Here is a 24617-nt window from a genome sequence, read left to right on the forward strand (position 1 = left end):
TGTTAGAAGCGGGTCGAAGTGACCCGCTTTTTTGTACCTAAATTTCTTCGTGTTTATGAACCAATCCAAAATCTGCGAGGACGGCATAGGCGGCTGGAATCATAAACAGCACGAGTAAGGTTGAGGCGAAGATACCAAAGACAATCGAGATAACCAACGGCTGAATAACCTGAGCCTGCAAGCTAGTTTCCGTCAATAGCGGGAGCAAACCCGCAGCGGTTGTCATCGAGGTCAGGAAGACAGCTCTAAAACGTTCTCTACTCGCTTTAACCACAGAATCATGGACACTATCGCCCTCATCAACGTGATGGCGTATGTATTGAACGAGTAGAATAGAGTCGTTGACCACGATACCCGCCAAAGAGACAAAGCCCATCATACTTGGCATACTGAGTGAGTGACCTAAGAGAATATGCCCCCAAACCACGCCAATAAACGCTAGTGGTATGGCTAACATAACAACGACAGGTTCTAGGTAGCTACGGAACTGATAACTCAATATTGTGAATACACCAAATAGTCCCAATAGGAAGCCTTTACCCATTGATGCGCCTGTTTCGGCGGCATCTTTTGCTTCCCCTTCAAAGTCGAAACGTAGCCCCGGATACTTGGCTGTTAATTTAGGGGCTTCGTCACGTTGGAACTGAGCAATAATTGCCGTAGAGTTGGCTTTGGTATTGTCAACGTCACCAAACACGCTAATGGTTCTTAAACCGTCGATACGCTGAATTCGCACATAGTTACGCTGGAAGTCTAGTGTCGCGATGGTTGCAAGTGGGATTTGGCTACCATCAGACATAATAATTGGGAAATTAGCCAGTTGCTGGAGATCGCCGGCTTGCACTTTGTCTAAACGCACTTCGATAGAGATGTTTTCAACACCCACTTGAATCTCGTCTGCGGTTTGGCCAAAAAAGGCTGCGCGAAGTTGATTGGCGATCAGCTGTCCATTGATACCATAGGTTTCTGCACCCGGACGAAGCTTGACGAGTACTTCTTCTTTACCCATGCGCATATCATCGAGCACACCGTGTACACCATCAAACTCATTCAGGTACTGCTGAATATCAATGGAAGCGGCTTTCAATGCATCGAGGTCGTCGTGTTTAGCACGTATCTCAATCGCTCTTCCGCCCGGTCCCATTGTCGGTTGTTTAAAGACCAGAGAGATAGGATCTGCCAGTTCTCCGATATCTTGCCGCCAAGCCGCAATAAAGTCGTCAATTACTGTGTTTCGGCTTTCTGCACCGAGTAAATCGAGTCTTACCGTCGCAATGTGAGGGCCAGATTCGTTAGCATCCGCATTAGCATTGAACTGACTAGTAATGTGTTGAATGAGAGGAACCCCGTTTTCAACTTTCTCTGTCCATTCCTTATCTAGCTTTTGCGCAGATGCAACAATTCTATCCACCACGGCTTCGGTTTGAGCCAAAGATGAGCCGGGAGGAAGAATGATGCGAGCTTCTGCTATGTCTCCGTCTAACTCCGGGAAGGGTTGGAACTTAAGTAGTCCACCTGCAATTGTCGCGACCGAGACAAGAAGTAGTGCAACGACACCACCTAAGAAGGCAAATCTAAAATCAACAACTTTCTCTACCGCGTTAACTAGGGTGGTGTTTCTAAAGTTTTCAAATCTATCGAGCAGTTTCTTCTTAAACTTCGCTGGTGGCTTCTCTTTTTTCTCTTTGTGTAGAGAGTGGGAGAGGTGATTCGGTAGAATTAGGAAGGCTTCGACCAAGCTCAGCGTTAATACCAGAATTAGTACCTGAGGGACGGCTTTTAGCACGGCACCCATTTCGCCTTGCAAGAATAATAGACTGCCGAAGATACATACTGTGGTTAAGAAAGAAGAGATAACGCCCGGGAGCACTTTCTTAACGCCTTTAATCACCGCGTTGTCGACGTCTTCACCTCTGTCCAAGTGCGCTGCAATTGACTCCGCAATAACGATGGCATCATCCATCATAATACCGATTGCCATCAGCAGACCGACTAAAGACATGATATTGATGGAAAGACCTAACTGTGCCATCAGAAATAAGCCACCAAGGAAAGCGACAGGCAAGCCTGCAGCAACCCAGAAAGAGTAGCGCAAACTAAAGAATAGCCACATCGTTGCGAAGACAAGAATAATACCCTGCCAACCATTACTGACCATCATGGTTAAGCGATCCCAAAGCACAGAAGAGAGATCGTTGGTCAGCTCTAACTTGACACCATCCGGTGCGATAGCTTGTTGCTCTTCGACAAATTGAGCGACACGCTCTTTAATCCGTAACGCATCATCTTCTTTGTTTTTACTGACTTTAAGTAGGGCGGAAGGGTGCCCATCGAATAAGACTTTTTGTTCATCGAGCTCAAAACGGTCTGTGATGGTCGCAATATCTTTAAGGCGAATGAGCGAGCCGTTTGGACCAGAGCCAACGACAATACTTTCCAGTTGCTGCGGTGTAATGCGCCTTTCATCAAAGCGGATTAGAAAGTTCTTATCTGGCGTCTCAACATTACCGCTCGGTAGCTTGATGTTTTGGCGGCCTATTTGCGTCGCAATATCACCGACACTTAAGCCTAACTGACGCATTGCTTGAGAGTCTAACTCGACGCGAAATTGGTGATCAGAAAAACCAGCCACATCGACAAGAGATACGTCGTAGTCAAGCTTTAACGTTCGTTTAAGCTGTTCTGCATAGGCTTTAAGTTCAGGCCATGTGGTATCGGCTGTGATGGCGACATCTACAACAGGTTCATTCCAATCGAGTTCTTGGACAACTGGAGACTCGATTTCTTGTGGGAAGTCATTGATGGAGTTGATCTGCGTTTGTACATCAACCAGCATACGACCGATGTCTGCTTTCTCGTTCAGTTTAAGGATCAGTCTCGCAGAGCCTTCAATCGCCTCACATTGGGTCTCTTCAATATTGGCAAGACCATCTACCGCATCTTCCATTCGAACGCAGATGCTTTCTTCCACTTCTTGCGGTGAAGCGCCCGGGTAAACGACGCCCGCCATGATGTAGGGAGGATCAAACTCAGGGAAGGTTTCCCTTTTGATATTGGGCAGCGATGTAATACCCAAAACGAGCAAACCGAGCATCAGCAAGTTGGCTGCTGTGGGGTGTTTAGCGAAGAATCGAATCATTGTGCTGACTCCTCTTTAGTCACCGTTGCCTCTTTAAGCAGCATGCCGTTGATAGCAGGGAGTAGGTCATTGAGGATTAGCTTGTCACCTTGGCTCAGGTCTCCATCAATAATGACTTGATTGTCACGGCGATAAAGGACTGTTACAGGCTGGATTGTCAGCTTATTGGCTTCATCCATAAGGTAGATTTTGTCGCCATGAAGTGCACGCTCAGGAATCACCCAGCTTGGATTTGCTTGACCTTCGATAAACGCACGTACAAACATCCCATTCACGAGTGGGGGGACGCTGTTAGGGTTTAGATTGCGGTAGTCTTGCTGAATCTCCAATATAACCCCAGCCGTCGCTTGGTTAGGGTCGACGGTTTCACTGATTCGGCTAACCTTTGCAGGCCACGTTGCCTTCATATTACCGCTGCTCAGTTCAATACTGGCATTGATAAAGGTCATATCTGGTTGAGGAATACCAGACTCATCGCGATTGAACTCACCTAAGCTTGACGCAAGGGTGTGCATATCATGAATTGAAAGTTGGGCTTCTACTTCCATCACATCCATACCATGCGCTGTGACCATGGTTTGCTGTAGATTCACCACCTGATTTTGTTCAATATCAACGGCGGCAATGCGCAAGTCGTAAGGCAGCTTGATGATGGTTTTTTCTAATGAGCGGTGTGCCTCTTCAACCTTAGAGGTGTTGACCTTGACCAAGGCTTCAGCGACGCGCTTTTCATCGGGCATCAATCCGATTTGGTTTTCTATATCAAGCACCAGTTTACGTTGTGATAATGCACTTTGTTCTTGCTGATCAACATCAGATTGCGAAGTGAGCCCTTTTTTGCGCAGGTTCTGTTTACGCTCTAACTCTTTGTTCGCGATGACCAGACGATTGCTCTCAATTTTAAGCGTCTGTTTGAGGTTGTCTTCTTCTTGGTAAAGCTTAGCTAAAGAGGTTTGCGCAGATTTGAAGTCAGCTTGAGCTTGTACCAGTTTCAATTCGTAATCGAGTGGGTCGATACGCAGGATTTCTGTCCCTGCCTGAAGCACTTGTCCTTTCTCTAGCCTTGGGTGGCGATAAACGACTTTGCCCGTCACTTCTGCTATCGCTTTCCATTCGATTTTTGGTGCAACTTTACCAAAACCGATCGCTTTGGGTGCCATCGAACGCAACTCTAGAGGTGTTGTTTCGACTAAGCGCGCTCGGTCACCCGCAGGTTTAACTGGTAAATCCGGCTTCACTTTAATTGCCAAAACTAAAGCCATCACGCCAACGGCTAGCGCTGGAAAAAACAGTAGCTTCTTATTTATTTTCATCATTGTTGTTCCTGCTGGTCGTTGGAGGTAAGAAATCCATGTGTCATTAATTTGATATTGTGCTCAAACAGTTGGTTGAGAAACTCTTCATTTAACTCAATCCCGTGAACGGCGAGTAGGGCTGGGGGAGCAATAAAAGGAAAGACCATCAAGCTAATATAAGAGACTTTACATAGCTTGGGGTCTGCATCTGGCCTAAGCACCTTGCTATCTACAAGCTTTTCAAACATCACCAGTTGCATTGGCTGGCTGATGTCGAAAAAGACCTTTTCTAGTAGTTTCCTTTGTGTATCCGAGGCGTCCATATGCATAACTTGAGCAACTAAGCGGGGAAACTGAGGCACTTTGATCATTTCGCGATAATAGGTTCGCATAATATCGAGAAAGTTCTTTTGTGAGCTGTCTTTAACCAGAATGTCCATCTGCTGTTTCATTGGCGCGAGGGTTTCTCGCAACATGGTTTCGAACAGACCTTCTTTATTACCAAAGTAGTAACGGATCATTGCTACGTTAACGCCCGCTCGATTGGCAACAAGGCGCGTTGAAACCTTGTCATAAGGCATTACTGTGAAGAGTTCGCGAGCGTGATGAATCAAATTTTGCCGAGCGTCAATGCTGTCACTGGGACGACCCGCTTTTCTCGTTGTCGTAGCCACGCTTATTACCTCAAAAATTAAACATTCGATTAATTATAGAGTGCATGCTAAGTATTCGATATGACTTAAATTAATCAATATTTAAACAAGTGATTAATTAGTGGGCTTGTTGAGATAAGTAAAAATAGCGGACAGAAAAATGCCCGCATAGCAGCTACTAAGCGGGCGAAAAGTCAAAAATAGTTGTTGTATATTTGGAAGTTGTTGGTTCTATATCCATATCTGAGCTGTTATGAAGAATCTGTGGTTATTAGCAGTTCTTTATATCAGTGTAACCAATGCTGCTTAAGTTAACACTTTTGTCATGAACTGATAATTATTAAAAGTGCAAAGATAATTTTCAATTATGAAATGTACGGGCTACAGCTAGAAAGCCCCTTTTTGAAGTGATCTTCGTGCTATAGTGTTGGCAAATCAAGTAGTACAGGTATTGATGGCTATGCCTATTTTCAGAACCTTTTTTAAACGCAGAGCGCTACGGAAAATGATTGCTCAGATGACCCCAGCTTTAATTAAGGGGTATGGGTCGCGAGACTTTTACTCTGCTGGTCAAGTTTTACAGGCAGCAATTTCCGTTGGGACTTTCAAACGTTACTTTCACTATAACCTTGCGTTGTTTTGCAATGAGCTCACGAGCGAGCAAAGTGACAAGTTTGAACTTAGCCAATCTCAGCTAGACGCTTTACGTAAAGAACTAAGCCATAAAATCTTCGCTGGAGCGGAATATACGGCGATGGATGTACTCAAGCTAGCGAGCCCTTCTTCTTGGAAAGGAGGAAGCATAGAAGACAGTATGGCCAATCACTATGGAATGAATAGCCGTTACTAAGCAGTAAGCTTGACCGAAAAAGGATTAATACAGTGGTATTAATCCTTTTTTCGTTTTTATCTCGCTTCTAAAGGCTTCCACCTCATCGTTTTATTGCCTTCGAGCAAAGCCAATATAGACTGTGGCTCAAGCTTGTACTTTTCTAGTTCAACTTCTTTGTCTGAGAAGTTAGCGATTATCTTACTGCCATCAGAAAAGGTCGTTTGCTGTACCTTGCCATCTTCAGTTAACCACTCAAAACGGTTTAACTGCTTATCCCAAAGCGCCTGATGTAGAGGCTTAAAACCTGATTGGTAGTGTTTAAGCTGCACTAATCTCTTGCTGTTTGGTGACAAAACTTCGTCTCTACTGAGATGAACCATTGATGGAACATTGTAAAGCATAGCTGTTAGGTCACGCTCGATTTTTACATCGCTGAATTTTAAACTATCAGAGTGCCAATGGTGGCTGTTAATCACTTCATCGTGAAAGACGGCTTGGTAGAGCGGAATGCGATATTGAGGCGAAAAGAGTAAGGTTTTATAGGGCTCTTTAACTTTTGCAGACTTAAAAAAGAAATCCGGCTTGTGATCTGGATACCAACGACCCAGATAGTAGGGCGAGTGAGTATCGCGTTTCATCTCTTTATCACTCCAACCAAACCCAATCGTTTCTAAACCATGGGCAAAAGCAATGCCTGACGTGGTGAGTGCGTTACCATCTTCTGAACCGAGTACGACGTTGTTATTGTCGGCAATAGACCGCATTCGTGAATTAAAACCGCGTAGCATATCAGATTCGCTTGTCTTCAAGTTGTAGTCCTCACGTGCCATTGCAGTGGCATCGACATCAATGAACAAACTATCAAACTGACCAAAATGGAGTATGTCTGACACTCGTTTGATTACGTATTCTGTTTCACAAAGTGGGTTGAGGTAATAGCCGTTACCACGAAAGCCTTTCTTCTTTGAGCCGTCTGCAAGTTCGATAGCGCATGTGTTGCGAATTTGATCAGGGAGCTGCGCAGTAAGCCATCCATCATTGAGCCCAAGTGGTATCGCAGTATTGTATGAGTCATAAGTGCCAACCAAATACCCGGCTTGCTTGGCTTGTTTAATGACTTCTGGTTGGTAGAAGGCGGGCATCCAGTTATCAAAACCGAGCCATAAGTGGGTTAAACCTGACGCTTTAAGGTTTTTTACCATATCGGTTGAGATCGCTTGTCCCCATCGTTGTGGATCAATGAGGTATTGTCCAGCGTGATTGCTTAGCCATTGTTTCTTTTGCTGAGCGGCTTTAAATTGCGCTTCAATGGCATTGTCGACCATAGTTGGGGCTGGGGCGTTAAACTTTGTATTAAGGGCGAGGTTGATAGAGTCTACCAGCAACTGTTTGTGATAGTGACTCAGCCAATCCTTGCCTTTGACCAGACCTTGCAACTCTTTTCTGGGTGACTTTTCTATCGCAAGCTGAGCACGCTTAAACAACCACGAGTGTAAACCCCACCAATCAGTGACGTCTTGAACACTAATTCCATCAGAACCAAATAGATACACTTGGTTAGCGCCAATAAGCTTTTCGATGTTTGGGTTAGCTTGCTTTTTCTCGGCCAAAGTAGTGCTAAAGCCATTATTGACTCGCCACTGGCGATACTGCTTTGCTCCACTTAACCAATCACCACCAATGCTAACGGAGACAGTGAAAGGCAGTTTAGAATTGAGGGAGGTAAATTGATGCGCAGCTCTCATATCGAGTTTGTCATCGACTTGGTTAAAAGATAGCGAGTTATTGGTTGCTGTTACCATGTGCCAGCTAATGTATTGAGAGCCCTGCTGAGCTGTCCAAAAAGGCATTTTTAGGTCTTGAGTGGTGTTAGAACCATCACGGCTCTCAGATAGGTATTTGATCCATTCAGGGCTTGAGGTTGGAACCCGCATGCCTTCACTAAAAGGTAAATAGAGCTCCTGTGCATCTTCTTCCGCTAGGTTATACCAACTCAGGGTAATGGGTTCGTCACTTATCACTGTTTGATTTTCAGCAAGGCGGAAAGACAAGCTCAGAGTTGACGATAATTTTGCATCTACTCTGATGTTGCTCGGCTTTAAAGTCCATTGAAAGTGGGTGTTAGAAAGCTGATCTAGCTGCACGGCTTGCTGACTGACACCATCAATTTGTAGACCTGCTTGATTGATCGTTTGATTGTTCCACTTTATCGCCAGTGAGTTCGGGTTGATGTTCACTGATTGCGAGTCAGCTATGAGTGAGATGCTGCCAACTGACGTAGCCTGCGAAGCAGGAGATAACAATAGGCTAGCTATGGTTGATAGGATTAAGGTGGTTGGTTTATAAGGCATATTTTACGTCGTGTTGTTTTCAATATGCCTATTACACATTAGCGGGTGTTTAAATTTGTCACCTATTTGTCTCTATTAGAGAAGGGCAACGAGATTCGATGAATATACTCAACTTTTACTCCAGGCTGGTACTCAAAAATGAGTGTGGAGGCACTTAAGTGGCGAGCATTGGGTGGGGGTTGCAGTTGCTCTAGAGTTATCTTCGTGCTCGTGACTTCTAGTGCTTTTTTGTCCTTTACTTGATTGTACTCGGAATCAAACCATTGGAGATTCACAACGGGTTTCGCACAGCCGTTATTGAGTTGAGGAAGGCTCGCTTGAATCTGGGAACTATCCATTGTCGAACGATTAAGCCAGTGGTTGCTATCGTAACGAGAAACAACAACAGGCAACTCGTTGCGATTGTATTTTAAATAGTAGACTCCCGCCTCAGGAGAAGTAATGAGTTCGTCGGTTTCCCATTCCTGATAGTTCTTGTGAGGCTCAATCTCTCCAGACAATAGAGATATTCCTTGCGGAGTGATGAGCGAGAAATGACCACCTTGTTGTGTTTCTTCTGTCGATACCTTGATTTGGTAGCCGCTGCTAGAGAAACCGCTACGACTGATAAATGAGAGTGTTAACCGAGGAGGCATCGCAGACAAACTTGTATCAAGCTGATGACCGCAGTTTGATTGTGCCAATATGGCTTCTTTTACGGGTTGCCAATGTATGGGCTCAATTCGATTCTGACTCAGTGCTAGAGTAAGTTCTTGCCATGCTCGTCTCGGCTGCTTTTCGAGTAGAGCCTCCATGGTCGATTGCATTGGCGTATTGCGGAACCACGTAGCGTCGTTTGCCGAACAAAAAGGAGTAAAGAAAGCAATCAGCAGTGGTGTCACTATCCAAGTCTTATAACTCATGAGTTTTCCACCAATCTATATCCTACACCTCGATGTGTTTCTATCTCTAAACACGGTAAGGTATTACGTAGCTTTAAGATATGGTTGTCTACGGTTCGGGTTGTGGGAAAGGCTTGGTAACCCCAGATCTTATTAAGTAGCTCTTCACGATGGAAAACACGACCTTGATTTTGAATTAAGAGAACGAGAAGTTGAAACTCCTTCGGTTTCAGGGTGACTTGTTTATCTTGGTCGAGCACCTGTCGCATAGATACATCAATAGAAAGGGTTTTATAAGCGATCGTACTTGAGCCCAGAGGACGAAGTTGGGTAACGATACGGGCTAAGAGTTCTTCTTGTGCAAAGGGCTTAGTCATATAGTCTTTCGCACCACACATTAACCCTTCAACGCGTTGCTCTACCTCGATTTTGGCTGTTAGCACAATCACAGGCAGTGCTTTAGTTTGTAACCAAGTCGGTAAGTGATTAAGGCTATCGCCATCTTGAAGTTGGCGATCTAAAATCACGAGATCAGCTCTAAACCAATGTTTTTCGGCCTCTTTAGCGTTGGTAACCCAAGTACAATGATACCCATTAGATTGTAAGAAGGCTTGGACTCCTTGACCGAGTAGTTGATCATCCTCAACTAGCAGGATTGAATTCATAGAGGCAGCTCCAAAGTAATACGTGTTGGGTTTGTGTTGATGATGACTTTTCCACCGAGGTGTGACATCAGGTGGCGAACCAAACTCAGACCGATGCCCATATTGCTATCTTGATTGGTGTTTTGCTTCAGTCTTATACGGTTCCAATAGGAAGGAAATTGCCCAGCATCGGTAACGGTAATACAGAGCTTCTCATTGACAGAAACATGGATTTTAATCGGGGTCTTACCATGCTGTTTAGCATTCATTATCAGGTTGTTTAAACAGATGGTAAGCCAGTAGAAGGGAAGCGTGAGTTGCTTGTCTTCATCCAAATAGAAATCAACGTCCTGTCCAGAGCAAGTATGTTCTAACCATTCACTCAAATAGGCTTCCTGATTGGCATCGTTGTAGCTTTCTTTTGAACTCAAGTAACCTTTGCTGGCTTCGGTGAGTTGCGCTAGGCGTTGGTAGTCTTCCAATAAACGCCACATAGCCTGTTGTGAGTTATCATTCAGCGAATCAAACTCTTGGCGAAACAGGTCGACTGTCATGCCTAGGCTCGCAATGGGAGTACGTAGTTCATGCGTCAGTAGTTGTAATATAAAACGTTTGTTGCGATTTTGCTGACGTTTTAGATAAAGAGTGCGAGCTAATAATAAAGCCAATACTAAAGAGAAGATGGAAGCGAGTATCGCTGCAATATATCCATTGGATTGAGCTTTAGCGATACACAAGTTGCTGTAGCGAAAGTCACACTGGTTGCCATTAATCGTGATCGCTAACTGCTGTGCAACAGGCTGCCAATCTTTGTTTGGAATCTTTTTCCAACCTTGCTCTCCATTTAGCCATAGCGCATCGGGTTCTAGCCAAGCTCGGTAACCTTTTAGTAGTGCGTCTCTTCCAGAATCTGAAATCTGATTAAATACACTTCGTAGTGGGTGCGATGGATTATCACCGGATAACCACAGCACCAGTTGGTCGTTAACTGGCTTGATGCCTTCGAAGTAGCGATCGACAAAAGTGCCACCAGCAGGGTGGCGTTTCGGGTTTTCCTCAAACCACGAGTCAGGGATCGCTTTCTCGTTGCAAACATAAAGCTCAAACTCAACCGCGCTTTCTAGAGTTGGATTATAAGCAGAAGGTGTCTGGCACTGTTGTTTGATCGTTGAAAGCGTCTCAATGTCTGCCCACGAAAACTGGCTAAAATCAGGATATTGACTCTCTGATGTCAGTAGATCACTTGGATAACGCGATAGTTCTTCTTGCGGCAGAGTCAATTGAGCATTGGACCAACTACTTTGATAAAACTGCTGCCATGTTTGCTGCAAAGATGCCTTAGCATCGAAAGCAAACAAGACGAAGAAGAAAGTAGCGTATAAGCGTAGGGGCATTAAAAACCAGTAACCAAATGAAGGGGCTCCCACAAATGTTAGCGACTTTTTAGCGAGATTTGTAACCTCAGTGTCAACAAAATATACGCGGACTATAATTCAGCGTATTTTTCGGCTAATTGCGCAATAGGTATTGGCCTTTCGATTAGGTAACCTTGCAATACATCACATCCATAATCGATCAGTACCGTTTTTTGTGCTTCTGTCTCTACACCTTCGGCGACGACTCTCATACTTGCGGATTGCGCAATGGCGAGAATGGCTTTGACTAGGGAATCACTCTGCTCAGAGCTCAGCATCTTATCGACAAAGACACGGTCAATTTTGAGTTCGTCCAACGGTAGGTTACTCAAATAACTTAGCGATGAATAGCCGGTACCAAAGTCATCGAGAGAAATCGTAAAGCCAAGCTCTTTGATCTGGTTAATAATCGGTGTCACTTTTGGAAGGTCGCTAATCAAGACGTTTTCCGTTATCTCAAGTGTAATTCGGCTACTTGGTAAGTTGTTCTCTTCTATCGCTCTTTTCAGTTGGCTAATGAAAGCTTTATCCATCAACTGCATTGGGGAGATATTAATCGATAGGGTAGAGTTGTATTCGGGAGACGGAAAAACGCTGGCAAACTCTTCGCAGGCTTTATTGAGCACAAACTCTCCGATTTGACCGATGAGTCCAATCTCTTCGGCGAGGGAGATAAATTCCAATGGAGATACATTGCCTAGGTGAGGGTTGTGCCAACGTAGCAGACTTTCCACCCCATGCAGCTCACCTGTTTGGGCGGTGACTTGAGGTTGATAGCTTACAGTCAGCTCGTCACGTGCTATGGCGTCGCGTAATTCTCTCTCAAGCAAGAAATCGTACTGTACCTGTTTGTTGATTGAACTATCGAAGAATAGAACATCACCTTTTTGTCGCGCTTTAGATTTGTAGAGAACAATGTCGGCCTTTGATATTAACTCTTCAGGCTCGTCTCCATCAGACGGATACATGGAGACGCCAATAGAACAGCTCGCAAAAATAACCTTACCGTCGATAACAAATTGTTGTTTGAACACATTTTTTATCTTGTCGACTTTAGCTTCGGTCTCAGAAAGATTTTTTAGGTTGGAAAAACAAAAGATAAACTCATCACCACCAAAGCGAGCAACGAAATCATTTGGCCCTAAAAACTCATCAAATTTTTTACCGATCTCGCTGAGTAACTTGTCACCCGCACTGTGTCCGTATAAATCGTTTACTTTCTTAAAGTCATCGAGATCGACAAACATCACTGCCAATTGACAACACGCTGCTTCGGAAAGCTGGATTCCTTGTCGAATATTGTTGTGAAGCTGGGCTCGGTTAGGCAGTCCGGTTAGTTCGTCGTGACACGCCATGTATTCGAGTTTGTCCTTGGTATCTTGTAAATCATCAAAATCGCGGTTGATTCTTTTTTCAAATCGCTTGAATCGATTAGCGATAAGTCGGCTAAGCACTAAAGACAAAGCAGCGACAACGAATATCGTGAACCCACCAATTGCAAGCATCTGGTGTAGCGTCTCTTGTTGCTCTTGGTCTGCTTGTTGAGCACGGCTGGCTAAATATTGATTATTTAATTCGTTGTAGATGCCTGCGCCAATTGTCCACCCCCAGTTTTCATCTTTGACAACGTAACTGGTTTTAGAGTAGTTGGAGATATTAGAAGGCCCAACAGGCGCGATGTATTTCACAATGCCTTTGTTGGTTGCCATGATACGTTTCGCGCCTTCTTTGACTTCTTCACTACCAATATCAAAGATGCTTTTGCCAATTAACGACTGATCCAAATGAGAGAGAACTTGACCGCTCTCATCAACGACAAAGACATAGCCGTGGTCACCAAATCTTAAGTTTCTTAACCATTCGAGCGAAGTCGCTCTGATGTCATTTTCTACGTCGACAACATAGTCACCCGTGCCAATAAACCAATCATAGGGTGCAAAATATTTACCGAACCCAATTTTTTCAAACTCATGATTCTTGTTATTGGGTTTTACAAACCACCAGCGATAAAAGTCTTCGCCCTTAGCTTTAACTTGTTCGCCCATTTCACGGACAATGTAGCTACCGCGTACGTCTCTGAAATCCCATAAAGATGTCCCTTCAACTCTAGGGAGCAGAGGGTGCATCACATTGAGGCCTTCCGTTTTATAGATAAAGAAGTAACCGCGTCCGTTATTGAAGCGAATATCTCGCAAGGCGTCAGTGATGAGCTTGGTGACTTGTTTTTCTGGGAGTTGTTTGTTGTTTTCGTAAATACGAGTGGCGATAGCGTGCGCTTCGTAGATTCGTTCTTTAATCGTACTTTCTAGTTGTTGTTCTGTTTGGTCACGGGCGAACTCTATTTGTTCAAGGACATACTCTACACGGTTGGTCAATTCGACAAGCTGTCTTTGCTCGTAATCCTGTTGGAGTGAAGCGAGATCTTCTTGAGAGCTAAGGATGGTGTCTCTAACGGTAAACAAAACCCATAACAAGGTAAAAAAAGCAACGATAGTAGCGGGAGCATAGGTAATAAGATTGATCAGTTTTTTGTCCGTTAGCTTGCTCATATCACTCCTTGAAATGGTTCGCTCTGTTGAACAGTATAGCGTTAATGACTTTATAGTTTTATTTACATTTTGCAAAATTATTGATTGTTATCGAAATTTGAGAGTTAGCCATAACAAACTAGCTGCTTAAGATTAAGGCAATCTGGCGACTTTTACGTGATGTAGACCATACTTAATGAACCTTATCCTTTAGAGTGAGTCTCGGTGAAAAGAGCAGTTATTTGGTTTATCGTATTCATTCCAGCACTGGCTTGGGTGAGCCTGTCGTTCTATGAATCAACGTGGTGGATAGAAAACATCGTCGCATTCCCGGCGATTTTTCTGCTCGTCTATTGGGTGATGAGTATTGGCTTCTGTCTCGGAAAACACTGGCTGCAAGCGTGTGTTTGCTTGGTCGTTTCTGGCGTGTTCTTTTTGCTTACACCTAAGTCGAATCGTGTGCTCACTGCCAATTGCGTCAATCCAATCACTGTGACGCAATTTAATCTTTACTACGAGAACGACAATGTAAACGGGTTTATTAACTACTTGCTCGCCAACCCAAGTGATTTAGTGGTTCTACAAGAAGTTGCTCCGGAAATAGGCGAGAAACTTAAAACCCTTGATGACGTGTATCCCTATTACTACGGTGGTCAGGAGGGAATAGGGTATCCGTCAAGCCAAATGGTATTGAGCCGCTCACCATTGAAAGATATGTCGGTTTTTCTCACGCCCGATGAACAAGCGATTATCCGGGGTACATGGCATCCTAATAAACATGTTGATCTCACTCTGATGGTGGCTCATCCCACCTCACCGAGGACCAAAGAGCTATGGTATCGACGCAATGCCATTATTCGCACTATTGAGTCTTTAAATCAGCTCTATCCAAGTGATGAGGTGTTGGTTGTCGGAGACTTTAATCTCTCTTCGGCGAGCCTTCGGTTTGGTAAGATGTTTCCCAGTTTTCAAACTGCTCCTGTAGCGAGTTGGCCAAATTGGGTAATTCAGTTTCAAACTCCAGATTTTACGATGATTGCAATCGATCATTTATGGTTAAAGTCGAGTCAAACCGGCAGAAGAATTTGCGAGCGTAGAAGTGTCGAAAAGCCGAATGGCTCCGATCATAAGATGGTGTTGACGAAAATTGGTTATTGATATCGATTCTCACTTACAGACAGAGTATGCTTGCTCACCTAATTGTTTTTTGCCAAGGGAAAGGATGCTCACTATGAGTAATTTAGCCATCACAGAAATCAAGTCGTTTATTCCAAGTAAAGACTTCATTGAGTCACAACGATTTTATCAGGCTCTGGGCTTTGAGGTCGCCTCTGTCTTTGGTGATGTTGCTTACTTAAGGCGTGAAGGTCATGCTTTTCTGCTGCAAAACTACTATAACGTTGATCATGCAGAAAATACCATGATGCACTTACTGGTTGAAGATGCGAATAGTTGGTTTAACCATGTTAAAGATTCGCAGGTAGAGCAAAACTTTAGTTGTAAAGTGACTGAGTTGATTGAACAGCCGTGGGGAATGCTCGAGTTCTGCGTAATTGATCCATCTGGCGTGTTGTGGAGAATTGCGCAAAATATTCGCTAAATCTATATCAGTTGAAGTCGAGCAGAGCTAGCTATAGACTTGCCGCTCCTTTCACATCTCATTTGTTTGAGGACATATGAACAGTGCACAAGTTGCGGCGTCATTCTCGCAAGCAGCCGTTTCACCTAAGCGTGAAGTGATGCTAAGAGAGTTATTGGCGTTAGCAAAAATGGCATCGGCGATTGCCTTACCATTTTTGCTGTTGTCTCTGGCTTGGATATAGTCCAGAGCACACACAAGGATGTGTGCTTTCTGTTTTGACCGACCAAATACGCTATTCTGCGACACCACCTTTGGTCAACTTTGTTGGGTTCAACAAACGTTCTAGTGTTGCACGATCCAAATCGGTTTCACGTTCAGCAACATCAATAATCGCTTCACCTTCTTTATAGGCTTTCTTCGCAATGTCCGCTGCTTTCAGGTAGCCAATCACTGGGTTTAATGCTGTCACCAGAATTGGATTTTTTGCCAATGCGACTTCGAGGTTGTCTTCGCGGACTTTAAATGTGGCGATTGCCTTATCTGCTAATGCAGTCGCGCTGTTAGCAAGTAGCTCAATGCTTTCCAGTACGTTGTGAGCAATCACTGGCAGCATAACATTGAGCTGAAAGTTTCCTGACTGACCTGCAACCGTGATTGTCGTATCGTTACCTATCACTTGAGCTGCTGTCATTGCTGCCGCTTCTGGAATTACAGGGTTCACTTTTCCTGGCATGATAGATGAACCAGGCTGAAGACCTTGCAGTTCAATTTCACCCAAACCTGCTAGTGGGCCAGAGTTCATCCAGCGTAGATCGTTCGCGATCTTCATTGTTGCTACCGCGGCTGTTTTTAACTGACCGGAAAGTGCGACAATGGCATCTTGGCTGCTGAGGTTGTAAAAGAAATTCTCGCTAGAAGCAAAATCAATACGCGTTGCTTGGGCGAGATTGTCTGCAAATTTAGTCGCGAATCTAGGGTCAGCGTTAATGCCTGTGCCAACAGCCGTGCCACCTTGCGCTAAGGCTTTGACTGCAATCAGAGATTGTTCAATGCCAGTTTTCGCTTGTTCTATTTGGAACTGCCAGCCACCTAATTCTTGGTCAAATGTAATTGGCATCGCATCCATCAAATGCGTTCGGCCAGTTTTAACACTCTCGCCAACTTCAGCTCGCTTATCGCTTAGCACTTTAGATAGATGGTTTAACGCTGGGATAAGCTGCGTTTCTATCGCTAACACCGAGCTAATCTGTATTGCAGTAGGAACAACGTCGTTACTGCTTTGTCCCATGTTAACGTGGTCGTTAGGATTCACGTCGCCACCAAGTAATTGTGAGGCGAGCGTTGCTATCACTTCATTAGCATTCATGTTTGAACTGGTGCCAGACCCCGTCTGATAGACATCGATAGGGAAGTGCTCCATGTGCTCACCATCAATGATGGTTTGTGCTGCATCTGCGATAGCCTGTGCGATATCACCTTCTAGCAGTCCTAGTTGGGCATTGGTCAAAGCGGCGGTTTGCTTAATGTAGGCCAGCGCTTTAATAAAGCCTTCTGGCATCACATGTTTGCTGAAGTGAAAGTTATCGACAGCACGCTGAGTTTGAGCTTGGTATAGAGCATTAAGAGGTACTTTTACCTCTCCCATACTGTCTTTCTCGGTACGAAATTCTTGTGCAGTAGGGCGTTGAGTCATCATTGGGTCCTTTTGAATTAGTCTAATGGCGCTTGTATGCGCTGTAATTGTTGTTTTAGGTGTAAAAACTGAACGTCACCATCTTCCCATTGATAGTAGTAGCGCTTTAGGCACATCAATGGAGTATGGATAGAGTCTAGGCAGACTCGACGAAAAATTCGGCTGCGTATTGGATCTTGAATTGCATCAAGCAGGTGAAAATAGAGTTGGCGTAGGAAAAGCTCACACAGCAGTGGGTTTTCGTTGTTCGCTCCAGACTCGTATTGGGATGCCAACAACATACCCCAATGTATGTAGTCATGAATGACATCAGGTTCAAACCCACACTGAGTATAACGATCAAGAAATCGATCCTGAGATTTGTAGAATGCGTTATAAAGTAGCTGTTGATTATCCATATGCACCTCAACTTAATGTAATGATAATTATTATCAATTAAGTTTGTCGGATCAACCCTTAGTTTTTTGGTTGATTTCGATTGTGAGGGTTTGGGCTGAATAGTAAGGTCGCTATAAAATAAAAGCCCCGCTAAATATTTAGCAGGGCTTTATGGATTGTGTTGATTAGGGCTAAGGCTTTAGTGCCAGTACTTTATCAATATCTTCAGCACTGTGACGTTCAGGAACTTGTTCCCAATCTTCGCCCCAAGCTCGGTTAACAATGCGACCGCGCTGCACTGCTTCTCGGGCTTCAATTTGCTCTGCCCAGCGTTTCAAGTTTTTGTAGCTATCAACGTCTAGGAATTCTGCGGCATCATAGGTCTTACCTAACACTAGGTTGCCATACCAAGGCCAGATTGCGATATCTGCGATACTGTACTCTTCACCAGCAATAAAGGTGTTGTTTGCCAGTTGTTTATCAAGAACATCTAACTGACGTTTTGCTTCCATGGCAAAGCGATTGATCGGGTATTCGAACTTCTCTGGCGCGTAGGCATAGAAGTGACCAAATCCACCACCTAGATAAGGGGCAGAGCCTTGAAGCCAGAATAACCAGTTCATGACTTGAGTTTTAGCCGCAATATCAGTTGGCAGGAAGTGACCGAATTTCTCTGCGAGATAGAGCAAGATATTGCCTGATTCAAACACATTAATTGGTGCATCGCCCGATTGGTCAACTAATGCGGGAATTTTTGAGTTTGGGTTTATCTCTACAAAGCCAGAGCCAAACTGGTCGCCCTCGCCAATCTTAATTAAGTATGCATCGTACTCAGCCTCTGTCACGCCAAGTGCAAGCAACTCTTCGAGCATGATTGTGACTTTTTGACCATTCGGAGTACCCATAGAGTGGAGCTGGATAGGGTGCTGACCAACAGGTAACGCTTTCTCATGACGAGCACCAGAATCTGGACGGTTGATACTCGCCCATTGGCCGCCGTTCTCGTCATCCATTTTCCATACTTTTGGTGGTACGTATTGGTTTGTCATTGTTATTCCTTATTCAGATTGTTATCCGGCAATAATAAACATTGGGATACATAAATCGGATAAAAAGCCCTTAAGGAATTTTTTATTAGAACAACTGGTTATTGAAAATTGGGAAAGGATATAAGGAGTTCCTAATACACATGATTATACAGGCTTAGAAGGTCTAAGCCTGTATAGCGTTTAGTTGTTGGCGATTAGTGCTCTGCCTTTAAGTAAGCAAGGACATCGATTAAAGAAGGCAGAATATTATGACCTAATGCTTTGACCTCTTTACAAGGTTCAACAAGATCAGGAATTTGGAAAGTGGTCATATGAGCCGCAACAGCGCTTCGAACACCATTGTTAGAGTCTTCAAAAGCAAGGCAGTGTTCTGGCTGTACATTTAGGCGCTCTGCAGCAAGCAGGTAAATCTCTGGGTCAGGTTTGCCGTGCGTTACTTCGCAGCCGCAAGTAAGGCTATCAAAATATTTCGACAAGCCAGCAAGTTCGAGCTTAACCGTTGCAACTTCACGGTGAGTCGAAGTAGCCACTGCGGTTGGAATATGGTTGCTTTTCAGCCACTCCAATAATTCCACCACGCCCTCTTTTACCGGTATTGCCTGGTGTTTGACGATGGCATCATAGTTTGTGCGCCACTCGGCATGAAGCTTGTCTAAATCGTCACCATAGGCTTTTCGAAAGATGGTCTCTATCCCTGCCGAGTTCCTGCCAATAATCGACAGATAGACATCTTCATAGAAGGGTAGATTGACGTTTTCACATGCTTGCTTAAATACACGCATACAAACGCGCTCAGTGTCGAGTAATAGCCCATCCATATCAAAGATGGCTGCCTGAAATTTCATAGGTACGGCTTAATCCATAACAACGTGGTCGCACATTCTTGCATACAAATAATTATAGTAAAAGCCAAGGTTTAGGATAGTGAGTCTTAGGTGTCTAGAGGTTAAGTTCAAAGGCCTAAGCGATGCTAAGGCCTTTGAGATGATGTACTGCTACAGCTTCCACATCCTAGCGGTGCGTGCGGGAATAGTGAATTGGTGGTAACGTGAGTTAACGGTTATTGTATCTGAGCTTAGGACATCTTTATACGCAACGTGCCAGTTAAACTCATTGTGGTAGGTATCAACAGTGATTGTTTTACTTTCACCACATTTATTGATTCCGACAACTCCCTCTTTGCCACGCTTGAACAGCAAAGTACATTGATCACTGTGTAGCATTGTCATTGATTTTCCTTGCATTGCGTTGTGGAACTTCAACATATTGATCATGTTTGGGTTTTTCCAAACATCAGCCCAGCGACCATTATCTTTGTCTTCGCTGTCAGGTAGCTCATCACTGTAAACGAGAGGTGTACCGCCGTTCTTACCAAGGATGTACGCGTAAGCAAGTTTCTCGTCGGTAGGATCCATGATTTGGTAACGGAATCCGTCGTTGGTAGGAATGTCGTGGGTAATGGTGAAGGTAATAGCACGCGCATCTTCTAATGCTTGGCCGTAGGCTTGCGGATCATGCAGTTGGTTTAGCCCGCCACCAAAAGAGAAAGCACCTCGAATAGAAGCAAATAGTGGGAAATCGTATGCTGCGTGGTTGGTATTATTCAGGTAAGGTGCAAGGAAGGCTTCGTAGCCACTATTCCCTTTGCCGCCACTTGTAATGACTTCACCGAACACGTGCATACCCGATATGATGTCAGATGAGAAGATTTGATCGATCTGATATTGGCTCATATGCTTCACAGCATCAATACGGAAGCCTTTGATACCCATCGACTTTAGCGCTTTAAGGTAGCTCTTCTGTTGTGTTACAACCCAGTTGTTTGGATCTAGATCTGGAAGACCAGTATCACCATCTGCGCCGCATAGACGCCAGTACTGAACGTGACCTGGATCGTTCCAGTTAGTGATACATCCAGCCGGGTGAAAGTCTGAAGCCGAGAATAGGTTTTGGCTTAAATCACCAAACAGTTTTTGCTCAGCATAGTAGCTAGCACGAGAAGCGTAATCGTTTAGCACATCCGTTCCAGGATAGTTTAGGTCGCTACGTTTCCATGCTTCATTTGCCATGTGATTAAGAACGACGTCAGCATAGACATCAACCCCTTGAGCTTTAAGGGCTGCAATCATTGCCTCTAAGTCTTGCTTATTACCTAAAGGTGAGTCGATAACACGTAGATCTTGTGGTTGATAGCGTGCCCACCATTGAGTCCCACTTGACTTCATAGCCGGTGAAATCAACACTTTCTTATAACCATTGGCAGCAATTTGTTGTGCATTCTGCGTGACATCGGAGTATTTCCAATTGAATGCGTGAAGGATCGCATCTGCATGACTGAGTTGAGGTACAGATAGTGCAGCTGTGGCAGCGAGGATAGATGTTATTTTTTTCATAGGGTTTTCTCGTTATTTCTATTCATGGGGATGATATTTTGGCTGTTTCCTATGTGTAGTGAAGAAATGTCAACGCGGAATAGTGCTCACGCTATGTAGGGATCTAATTTATAAAATTAATGCAGAGCTAACATTTGGTTTGGTTGATTTGGATTCTTAGATTCATATTGCTTGCGACAAACCCATGTTGTTCGAGACAAACTTAGATTAGTGGTAAAACTTAGCGGCTTAGTTTAGTAGACTGTCTCCCTAACTATAAAATTCAAAAGGAGATAGGGATGAGTCAGCAGAAAGTAGCCTTTATTGGTTTAGGTGTGATGGGCTATCCAATAGCTGGGTTTTTAAGTAAAGCAGGCTATGAAACTAAGGTATTTAATCGTACTAAAACCAAAGCAGAGCAATGGGCTAATGATTACCAAGGCACTGCGTGTGAGACGCCAAAACAAGCCGCTCAGGATTGTGACATTGTATTCGTCTGCGTGGGTAACGATGATGACGTGCGCAGTGTTATCTACGGTGAAGATGGTGTACTTGCAGGGCTAAAGCAAGACGCAGTCTTAGTTGACCATACTACGACGTCCGCTGAATTAGCGGTGGAACTTGCCAAAGCGGCTCAAACCAATGGTAATCACTTTATAGATGCGCCAGTGTCGGGCGGCCAAGCAGGGGCTGAAAATGGGGTACTAACCATCATGTGTGGTGGTGCACAGGCTATATTTGATCAAGTTGCACCAGTCATGGATGTTTATGCCAAACAGATGACTTTGCTGGGTGAAAACGGTCAAGGCCAGCGTTGTAAAATGGTCAATCAGATTTGTATCGGTGGCATCTTGCAAGGTTTAAGTGAAGCGCTGTTACTTGCTCAGAAGTCAGACTTGGATATCGAGCAAGTCGTTGAAACATTAAAGCATGGTGCGGCAGGCTCGTGGCAGATGGAAAATCGAGCCGTGACAATGTCACAAGATAAGTTTGATTTTGGTTTTGCGATTGATTGGATGCGTAAAGACTTGGGCTTCTGTCTCAAAGAAGCAGAGCGCGTTGGGTTAGAGTTACCATTAACTAAAAAGGTGGACGAACAATACGCCGAACTGCAGCAAGATGGCTTCGGGCGTATGGATACGTCGGTACTGATGAAAGCGGTAGCGAAACATCAGTAATAGATGAATAGTTCTTTGGTATCAAACAATTTAAAGAAATCGAAGCCTTTCATAACCAACTCTCCTCACTGGTAACACTTACTTTATAGATTATGAGGCGTTATATGCGCCTCATTTCTTAATTTTGGTTACATCATTAAAACTAGTGCAACTTGGGCGATTTTTCCAAGCGATTAACCGCTTTCAATAGTTCGTTTATGCCTCCACTACTCGCTGAAGAGAGTGGAGGCGATTCAAGTTACTGTTTTAAATCGAAACGGTCTGCGTTCATGACCTTAGTCCAGACTTTGACAAAGTCTTGAACAAACTTCTCTTTGTTATCGTCTTGTGCGTAGACCTCCGCGTAAGCTCGCAGGATAGAGTTCGAACCAAATACCAAGTCAACGCGAGTTGCAGTCCACTTTTCTTCGCCGCTTGTACGTTCAATGATTGAGTACGAGTTGCGACCAGTCGGTTTCCACGTATAACGCATATCCGTCAAGTTGACGAAGAAGTCGTTGGTGAGGGCGCCAACGTTATCCGTGAACACACCATGTTGAGTGCCCGAATGGTTTGTGCCAAGTACTCGCATACCACCAATTAGCACAGTCATTTCAGGTGCGGTTAGGCCTAGCAATTGAGCATGGTCTAGCATCAGTTCTTCTGGGCTGACAGCATAGTGTTTCTTCTGCCAGTTTCTGAAGCCGTCAGCCACAGGCTCAAGAACCTCAAATGATTCGATATCGGTTTGTTCTGCTGTTGCGTCTCCACGACCCGCAGCGAATGGAACCGAAATATCTATGCCACCGGCTCTAGCCGCTTGCTCAATCCCGACATTGCCAGCTAAAACAATGGTATCTGCGACGCTAATACCGAACTCATTCGCGATACCTTCTACTATCGGTAACACTTTAGCCAACTTCTCCGGCTCGTTGCCTTGCCATTGGTTTTGAGGTGCGAGGCGAATACGTGCGCCGTTAGCACCGCCACGTTTATCCGAATTACGGAAGGTGCGAGCACTATCCCAAGCAGTAGAAACCATCTCGCTGATGCTTAAGCCACTTTGAGTGATTTTGGCTTTTACTGCCGCAACGTCATAGTCACTTTTTCCTACTGGAACAGGGTCTTGCCAGATTAACTCTTCAGCTGGAACGTCTGGGCCAAAGTAGCGAGATTTTGGTCCCATATCGCGGTGAGTCAACTTAAACCATGCACGGGCAAAGGTTTGTGAGAAGTACTCTGGATCCTTGTGGAAACGCTCGGAGATTTGACGATAGTCAGGATCAAATCGTAGAGCCATGTCCGCGTCAGTCATGATTGGGTTATGACGAATACTTGGATCTTCTACATCGACTGGCTTATCGTGCTCTTCAATATGGGTTGGTTCCCATTGCCAAGCGCCAGCAGGGCTCTTTTGTAGCCACCAATCGTAATTCAGCAGCAAGTGGAAGTAGCCATTGTCCCATTGTGTAGGATTGGTTGTCCAAGCGCCCTCGATACCGCTTGTCACCGTATCGCGACCAACACCGCGAGAAGTGTGGTTGTTCCAACCTAAGCCTTGTTCTTCAAGTTCTGCACGCTCAGGCTCCGCACCTAGTTTAGACGCATCGCCGTTACCGTGTGCTTTACCGACTGTATGTCCGCCCGCCGTAAGGGCAACGGTTTCTTCATCGTTCATTCCCATGCGTGCAAAGGTAACGCGCATGTCTTGGGCTGTTTTAAGTGGGTCTGGGTTGCCGTCGACACCTTCAGGATTGACATAGATAAGCCCCATCATCACTGCTGCTAGCGGATTCTCTAGATCGCGCTCACCAGAATAACGACTGTTATCTGATTCGCTGGTGGCTAGCCACTCTTGCTCTGCACCCCAGTAGATGTCCTTTTCTGGATGCCAGATATCTTCACGGCCGAAGGCAAAACCAAATGTCTCTAATCCCATTGATTCATAAGCCATGTTACCTGCAAGAATCATAAGATCAGCCCAGCTGATTTTGTTGCCATATTTTTGTTTGATTGGCCAAAGTAGGCGGCGAGCTTTATCAAGGTTACCGTTATCTGGCCAAGAGTTAAGAGGAGCAAAACGCTGATTACCTGTATCCGCGCCGCCGCGACCATCGCCAATGCGATAGGTACCTGCGGAGTGCCATGCCATACGAATCATCAAGCCGCCGTAGTGTCCCCAGTCTGCAGGCCACCAATCTTGGCTGTCCGTCATCAATGCTTTTAGATCGTTTTTAAGCGCATCTACATCGAGCTTTTTTAGTTGCTCTCGATAGTTAAAATCAGCGCCCAATGGGTTAGTTTTTTGGTCGTGTTGATGAAGGATGTCGAGGTTAAGCGCATTTGGCCACCAAGCGACATTGGATGAATTTGAAGAGGTTGCGCCGCCGTGCATTACTGGGCATTGACCACTATTGTTACCATTTTTGTGTTCCATGATTTTGCTCCTTAGTGTCGCGTACTTTCGGCTGTCTGGTTGATTCTTGTTTTGTCGGTGACAGTCGAATTGTTCATGTTTAACAAGTCTTGCAGGACCGTTTATCTACGACAGAGAATAGTAGGCAGGAGCTTAGATATAAAACTGATTGTAGCTATGTTATCGATAGATAATTTCTATCTTGAGGGATGCTAAGAGGATAGATAGAACA

19 protein-coding genes are annotated in these 24617 nt (G+C 44.6%); 5 read left to right on the forward strand and 14 right to left on the reverse strand.

Annotated features, from left to right (window positions below):
* Positions 1 to 37: 37 nt before the first annotated feature.
* Genes LYZ37_RS17965 through LYZ37_RS17975 form a run of 3 tightly spaced genes read right to left on the reverse strand, consistent with a single transcriptional unit; the run spans position 38 to position 5108 of the window.
* Positions 38 to 3139, reverse strand: coding sequence for an efflux RND transporter permease subunit (locus LYZ37_RS17965; protein ID WP_272788202.1), 3102 nt, complete (start codon positions 3137 to 3139; stop codon positions 38 to 40).
* Positions 3136 to 4452 (reverse strand): efflux RND transporter periplasmic adaptor subunit, encoded by a 1317-nt coding sequence (locus tag LYZ37_RS17970; RefSeq protein ID WP_272788384.1) that lies wholly within the window; start codon positions 4450 to 4452, stop codon positions 3136 to 3138. The genes LYZ37_RS17965 and LYZ37_RS17970 overlap by 4 nt, the downstream gene beginning before the upstream one ends.
* On the reverse strand, positions 4452 to 5108 hold the full coding sequence (locus tag LYZ37_RS17975; RefSeq protein ID WP_272788203.1) for a TetR/AcrR family transcriptional regulator: 657 nt from the start codon (positions 5106 to 5108) through the stop codon (positions 4452 to 4454). The genes LYZ37_RS17970 and LYZ37_RS17975 overlap by 1 nt, the downstream gene beginning before the upstream one ends.
* A gap of 439 nt (positions 5109 to 5547) precedes the next feature.
* Here LYZ37_RS17975 and LYZ37_RS17980 point away from each other — a divergent pair, with 439 nt between their 5' ends.
* Positions 5548 to 5937, forward strand: coding sequence for a DUF6559 family protein (locus tag LYZ37_RS17980; protein WP_336314498.1), 390 nt, complete (start codon positions 5548 to 5550; stop codon positions 5935 to 5937).
* 56 nt (positions 5938 to 5993) lie between these two features.
* Here the strand turns inward: LYZ37_RS17980 and LYZ37_RS17985 are convergent, their stop codons facing one another.
* The 5 genes from LYZ37_RS17985 to LYZ37_RS18005 form a co-directional block, all read right to left on the reverse strand.
* Positions 5994 to 8270, reverse strand: coding sequence for a glycoside hydrolase (locus LYZ37_RS17985; protein WP_272788205.1), 2277 nt, complete (start codon positions 8268 to 8270; stop codon positions 5994 to 5996).
* Positions 8271 to 8332: 62 nt separating this feature from the next.
* Positions 8333 to 9172, reverse strand: coding sequence for a DUF2861 family protein (locus LYZ37_RS17990; protein ID WP_272788206.1), 840 nt, complete (start codon positions 9170 to 9172; stop codon positions 8333 to 8335).
* Entirely contained in the window at positions 9169 to 9816 is a 648-nt protein-coding gene (locus LYZ37_RS17995) for a response regulator transcription factor (protein WP_272788207.1), read from the reverse strand. Before LYZ37_RS17995 ends, LYZ37_RS17990 begins: the two co-directional genes overlap by 4 nt.
* A complete protein-coding gene (locus tag LYZ37_RS18000; RefSeq protein ID WP_272788208.1) occupies positions 9813 to 11189 on the reverse strand; it encodes an ATP-binding protein in 1377 nt (458 codons plus the stop codon). Before LYZ37_RS18000 ends, LYZ37_RS17995 begins: the two co-directional genes overlap by 4 nt.
* Positions 11190 to 11281: 92 nt before the next feature.
* Positions 11282 to 13759 (reverse strand): bifunctional diguanylate cyclase/phosphodiesterase, encoded by a 2478-nt coding sequence (locus LYZ37_RS18005; protein ID WP_272788209.1) that lies wholly within the window; start codon positions 13757 to 13759, stop codon positions 11282 to 11284.
* Between the two features lie 204 nt (positions 13760 to 13963).
* Between LYZ37_RS18005 and LYZ37_RS18010 the strand changes: the two genes are divergently transcribed.
* From LYZ37_RS18010 to LYZ37_RS18020, 3 genes are all read left to right on the forward strand, one after another.
* Entirely contained in the window at positions 13964 to 14896 is a 933-nt protein-coding gene (locus tag LYZ37_RS18010) for an endonuclease/exonuclease/phosphatase family protein (protein WP_272788210.1), read from the forward strand.
* 73 nt (positions 14897 to 14969) lie between these two features.
* Positions 14970 to 15338 (forward strand): VOC family protein, encoded by a 369-nt coding sequence (locus LYZ37_RS18015; RefSeq protein ID WP_272788211.1) that lies wholly within the window; start codon positions 14970 to 14972, stop codon positions 15336 to 15338.
* Between the two features lie 76 nt (positions 15339 to 15414).
* The gene (locus tag LYZ37_RS18020) at positions 15415 to 15561 is read left to right on the forward strand and encodes a hypothetical protein (RefSeq protein ID WP_272788212.1); all 147 of its coding nucleotides are present in this window, start codon (positions 15415 to 15417) and stop codon (positions 15559 to 15561) included.
* 51 nt (positions 15562 to 15612) lie between these two features.
* Here LYZ37_RS18020 and LYZ37_RS18025 read toward each other — a convergent pair whose 3' ends face one another.
* From LYZ37_RS18025 to LYZ37_RS18045, 5 genes are all read right to left on the reverse strand, one after another.
* Positions 15613 to 17013 carry a class II fumarate hydratase gene (locus LYZ37_RS18025; RefSeq protein WP_272788213.1) on the reverse strand — a complete coding sequence of 467 codons (1401 nt, stop codon included), beginning with the start codon at positions 17011 to 17013 and terminating at the stop codon, positions 15613 to 15615.
* Between the two features lie 17 nt (positions 17014 to 17030).
* Positions 17031 to 17411, reverse strand: coding sequence for a hypothetical protein (locus LYZ37_RS18030; RefSeq protein WP_171320846.1), 381 nt, complete (start codon positions 17409 to 17411; stop codon positions 17031 to 17033).
* Between the two features lie 171 nt (positions 17412 to 17582).
* Positions 17583 to 18440 carry a glutathione-dependent disulfide-bond oxidoreductase gene (gene yghU / locus LYZ37_RS18035; protein WP_272788214.1) on the reverse strand — a complete coding sequence of 286 codons (858 nt, stop codon included), beginning with the start codon at positions 18438 to 18440 and terminating at the stop codon, positions 17583 to 17585.
* A gap of 194 nt (positions 18441 to 18634) precedes the next feature.
* Entirely contained in the window at positions 18635 to 19285 is a 651-nt protein-coding gene (locus LYZ37_RS18040) for an HAD family hydrolase (protein ID WP_272788215.1), read from the reverse strand.
* 150 nt (positions 19286 to 19435) lie between these two features.
* The gene (locus tag LYZ37_RS18045; protein WP_272788216.1) at positions 19436 to 20833 is read right to left on the reverse strand and encodes an alpha-amylase family protein; all 1398 of its coding nucleotides are present in this window, start codon (positions 20831 to 20833) and stop codon (positions 19436 to 19438) included.
* 278 nt (positions 20834 to 21111) lie between these two features.
* On the opposite strand from LYZ37_RS18045, the gene LYZ37_RS18050 reads away from it, so the two are divergent.
* Positions 21112 to 21990, forward strand: coding sequence for an NAD(P)-dependent oxidoreductase (locus LYZ37_RS18050; RefSeq protein WP_272788217.1), 879 nt, complete (start codon positions 21112 to 21114; stop codon positions 21988 to 21990).
* 238 nt (positions 21991 to 22228) lie between these two features.
* On the opposite strand, the gene katG is transcribed toward LYZ37_RS18050, so the two are convergent.
* Positions 22229 to 24406: a catalase/peroxidase HPI gene (katG, locus tag LYZ37_RS18055; protein WP_272788218.1), complete on the reverse strand. Its 2178-nt coding sequence runs from the start codon at positions 24404 to 24406 to the stop codon at positions 22229 to 22231.
* Positions 24407 to 24617: the final 211 nt, after the last annotated feature.

The sequence above is a fragment of the Vibrio tubiashii genome (assembly GCF_028551255.1).
Lineage (GTDB): Bacteria > Pseudomonadota > Gammaproteobacteria > Enterobacterales > Vibrionaceae > Vibrio > Vibrio tubiashii_B.

Excerpts from the sequence above, each read along its gene's own strand:
- LYZ37_RS17965 (WP_272788202.1), bottom strand. The coding sequence starts at position 3,139 with ATGATTCGATTCTTCGCTAAACACCCCACAGCAGCCAACTTGCTGATG.
- LYZ37_RS17970 (WP_272788384.1), bottom strand. The coding sequence starts at position 4,452 with ATGAAAATAAATAAGAAGCTACTGTTTTTTCCAGCGCTAGCCGTTGGC.
- LYZ37_RS17980 (WP_336314498.1), top strand. The coding sequence starts at position 5,548 with ATGCCTATTTTCAGAACCTTTTTTAAACGCAGAGCGCTACGGAAAATG.
- LYZ37_RS17985 (WP_272788205.1), bottom strand. The coding sequence starts at position 8,270 with ATGCCTTATAAACCAACCACCTTAATCCTATCAACCATAGCTAGCCTA.
- LYZ37_RS17990 (WP_272788206.1), bottom strand. The coding sequence starts at position 9,172 with ATGAGTTATAAGACTTGGATAGTGACACCACTGCTGATTGCTTTCTTT.
- LYZ37_RS17995 (WP_272788207.1), bottom strand. The coding sequence starts at position 9,816 with ATGAATTCAATCCTGCTAGTTGAGGATGATCAACTACTCGGTCAAGGA.
- LYZ37_RS18000 (WP_272788208.1), bottom strand. The coding sequence starts at position 11,189 with ATGCCCCTACGCTTATACGCTACTTTCTTCTTCGTCTTGTTTGCTTTC.
- LYZ37_RS18005 (WP_272788209.1), bottom strand. The coding sequence starts at position 13,759 with ATGAGCAAGCTAACGGACAAAAAACTGATCAATCTTATTACCTATGCT.
- LYZ37_RS18015 (WP_272788211.1), top strand. The coding sequence starts at position 14,970 with ATGAGTAATTTAGCCATCACAGAAATCAAGTCGTTTATTCCAAGTAAA.
- LYZ37_RS18020 (WP_272788212.1), top strand. The coding sequence starts at position 15,415 with ATGAACAGTGCACAAGTTGCGGCGTCATTCTCGCAAGCAGCCGTTTCA.
- LYZ37_RS18025 (WP_272788213.1), bottom strand. The coding sequence starts at position 17,013 with ATGACTCAACGCCCTACTGCACAAGAATTTCGTACCGAGAAAGACAGT.
- LYZ37_RS18030 (WP_171320846.1), bottom strand. The coding sequence starts at position 17,411 with ATGGATAATCAACAGCTACTTTATAACGCATTCTACAAATCTCAGGAT.
- yghU (WP_272788214.1), bottom strand. The coding sequence starts at position 18,440 with ATGACAAACCAATACGTACCACCAAAAGTATGGAAAATGGATGACGAG.
- LYZ37_RS18040 (WP_272788215.1), bottom strand. The coding sequence starts at position 19,285 with ATGAAATTTCAGGCAGCCATCTTTGATATGGATGGGCTATTACTCGAC.
- LYZ37_RS18045 (WP_272788216.1), bottom strand. The coding sequence starts at position 20,833 with ATGAAAAAAATAACATCTATCCTCGCTGCCACAGCTGCACTATCTGTA.
- LYZ37_RS18050 (WP_272788217.1), top strand. The coding sequence starts at position 21,112 with ATGAGTCAGCAGAAAGTAGCCTTTATTGGTTTAGGTGTGATGGGCTAT.
- katG (WP_272788218.1), bottom strand. The coding sequence starts at position 24,406 with ATGGAACACAAAAATGGTAACAATAGTGGTCAATGCCCAGTAATGCAC.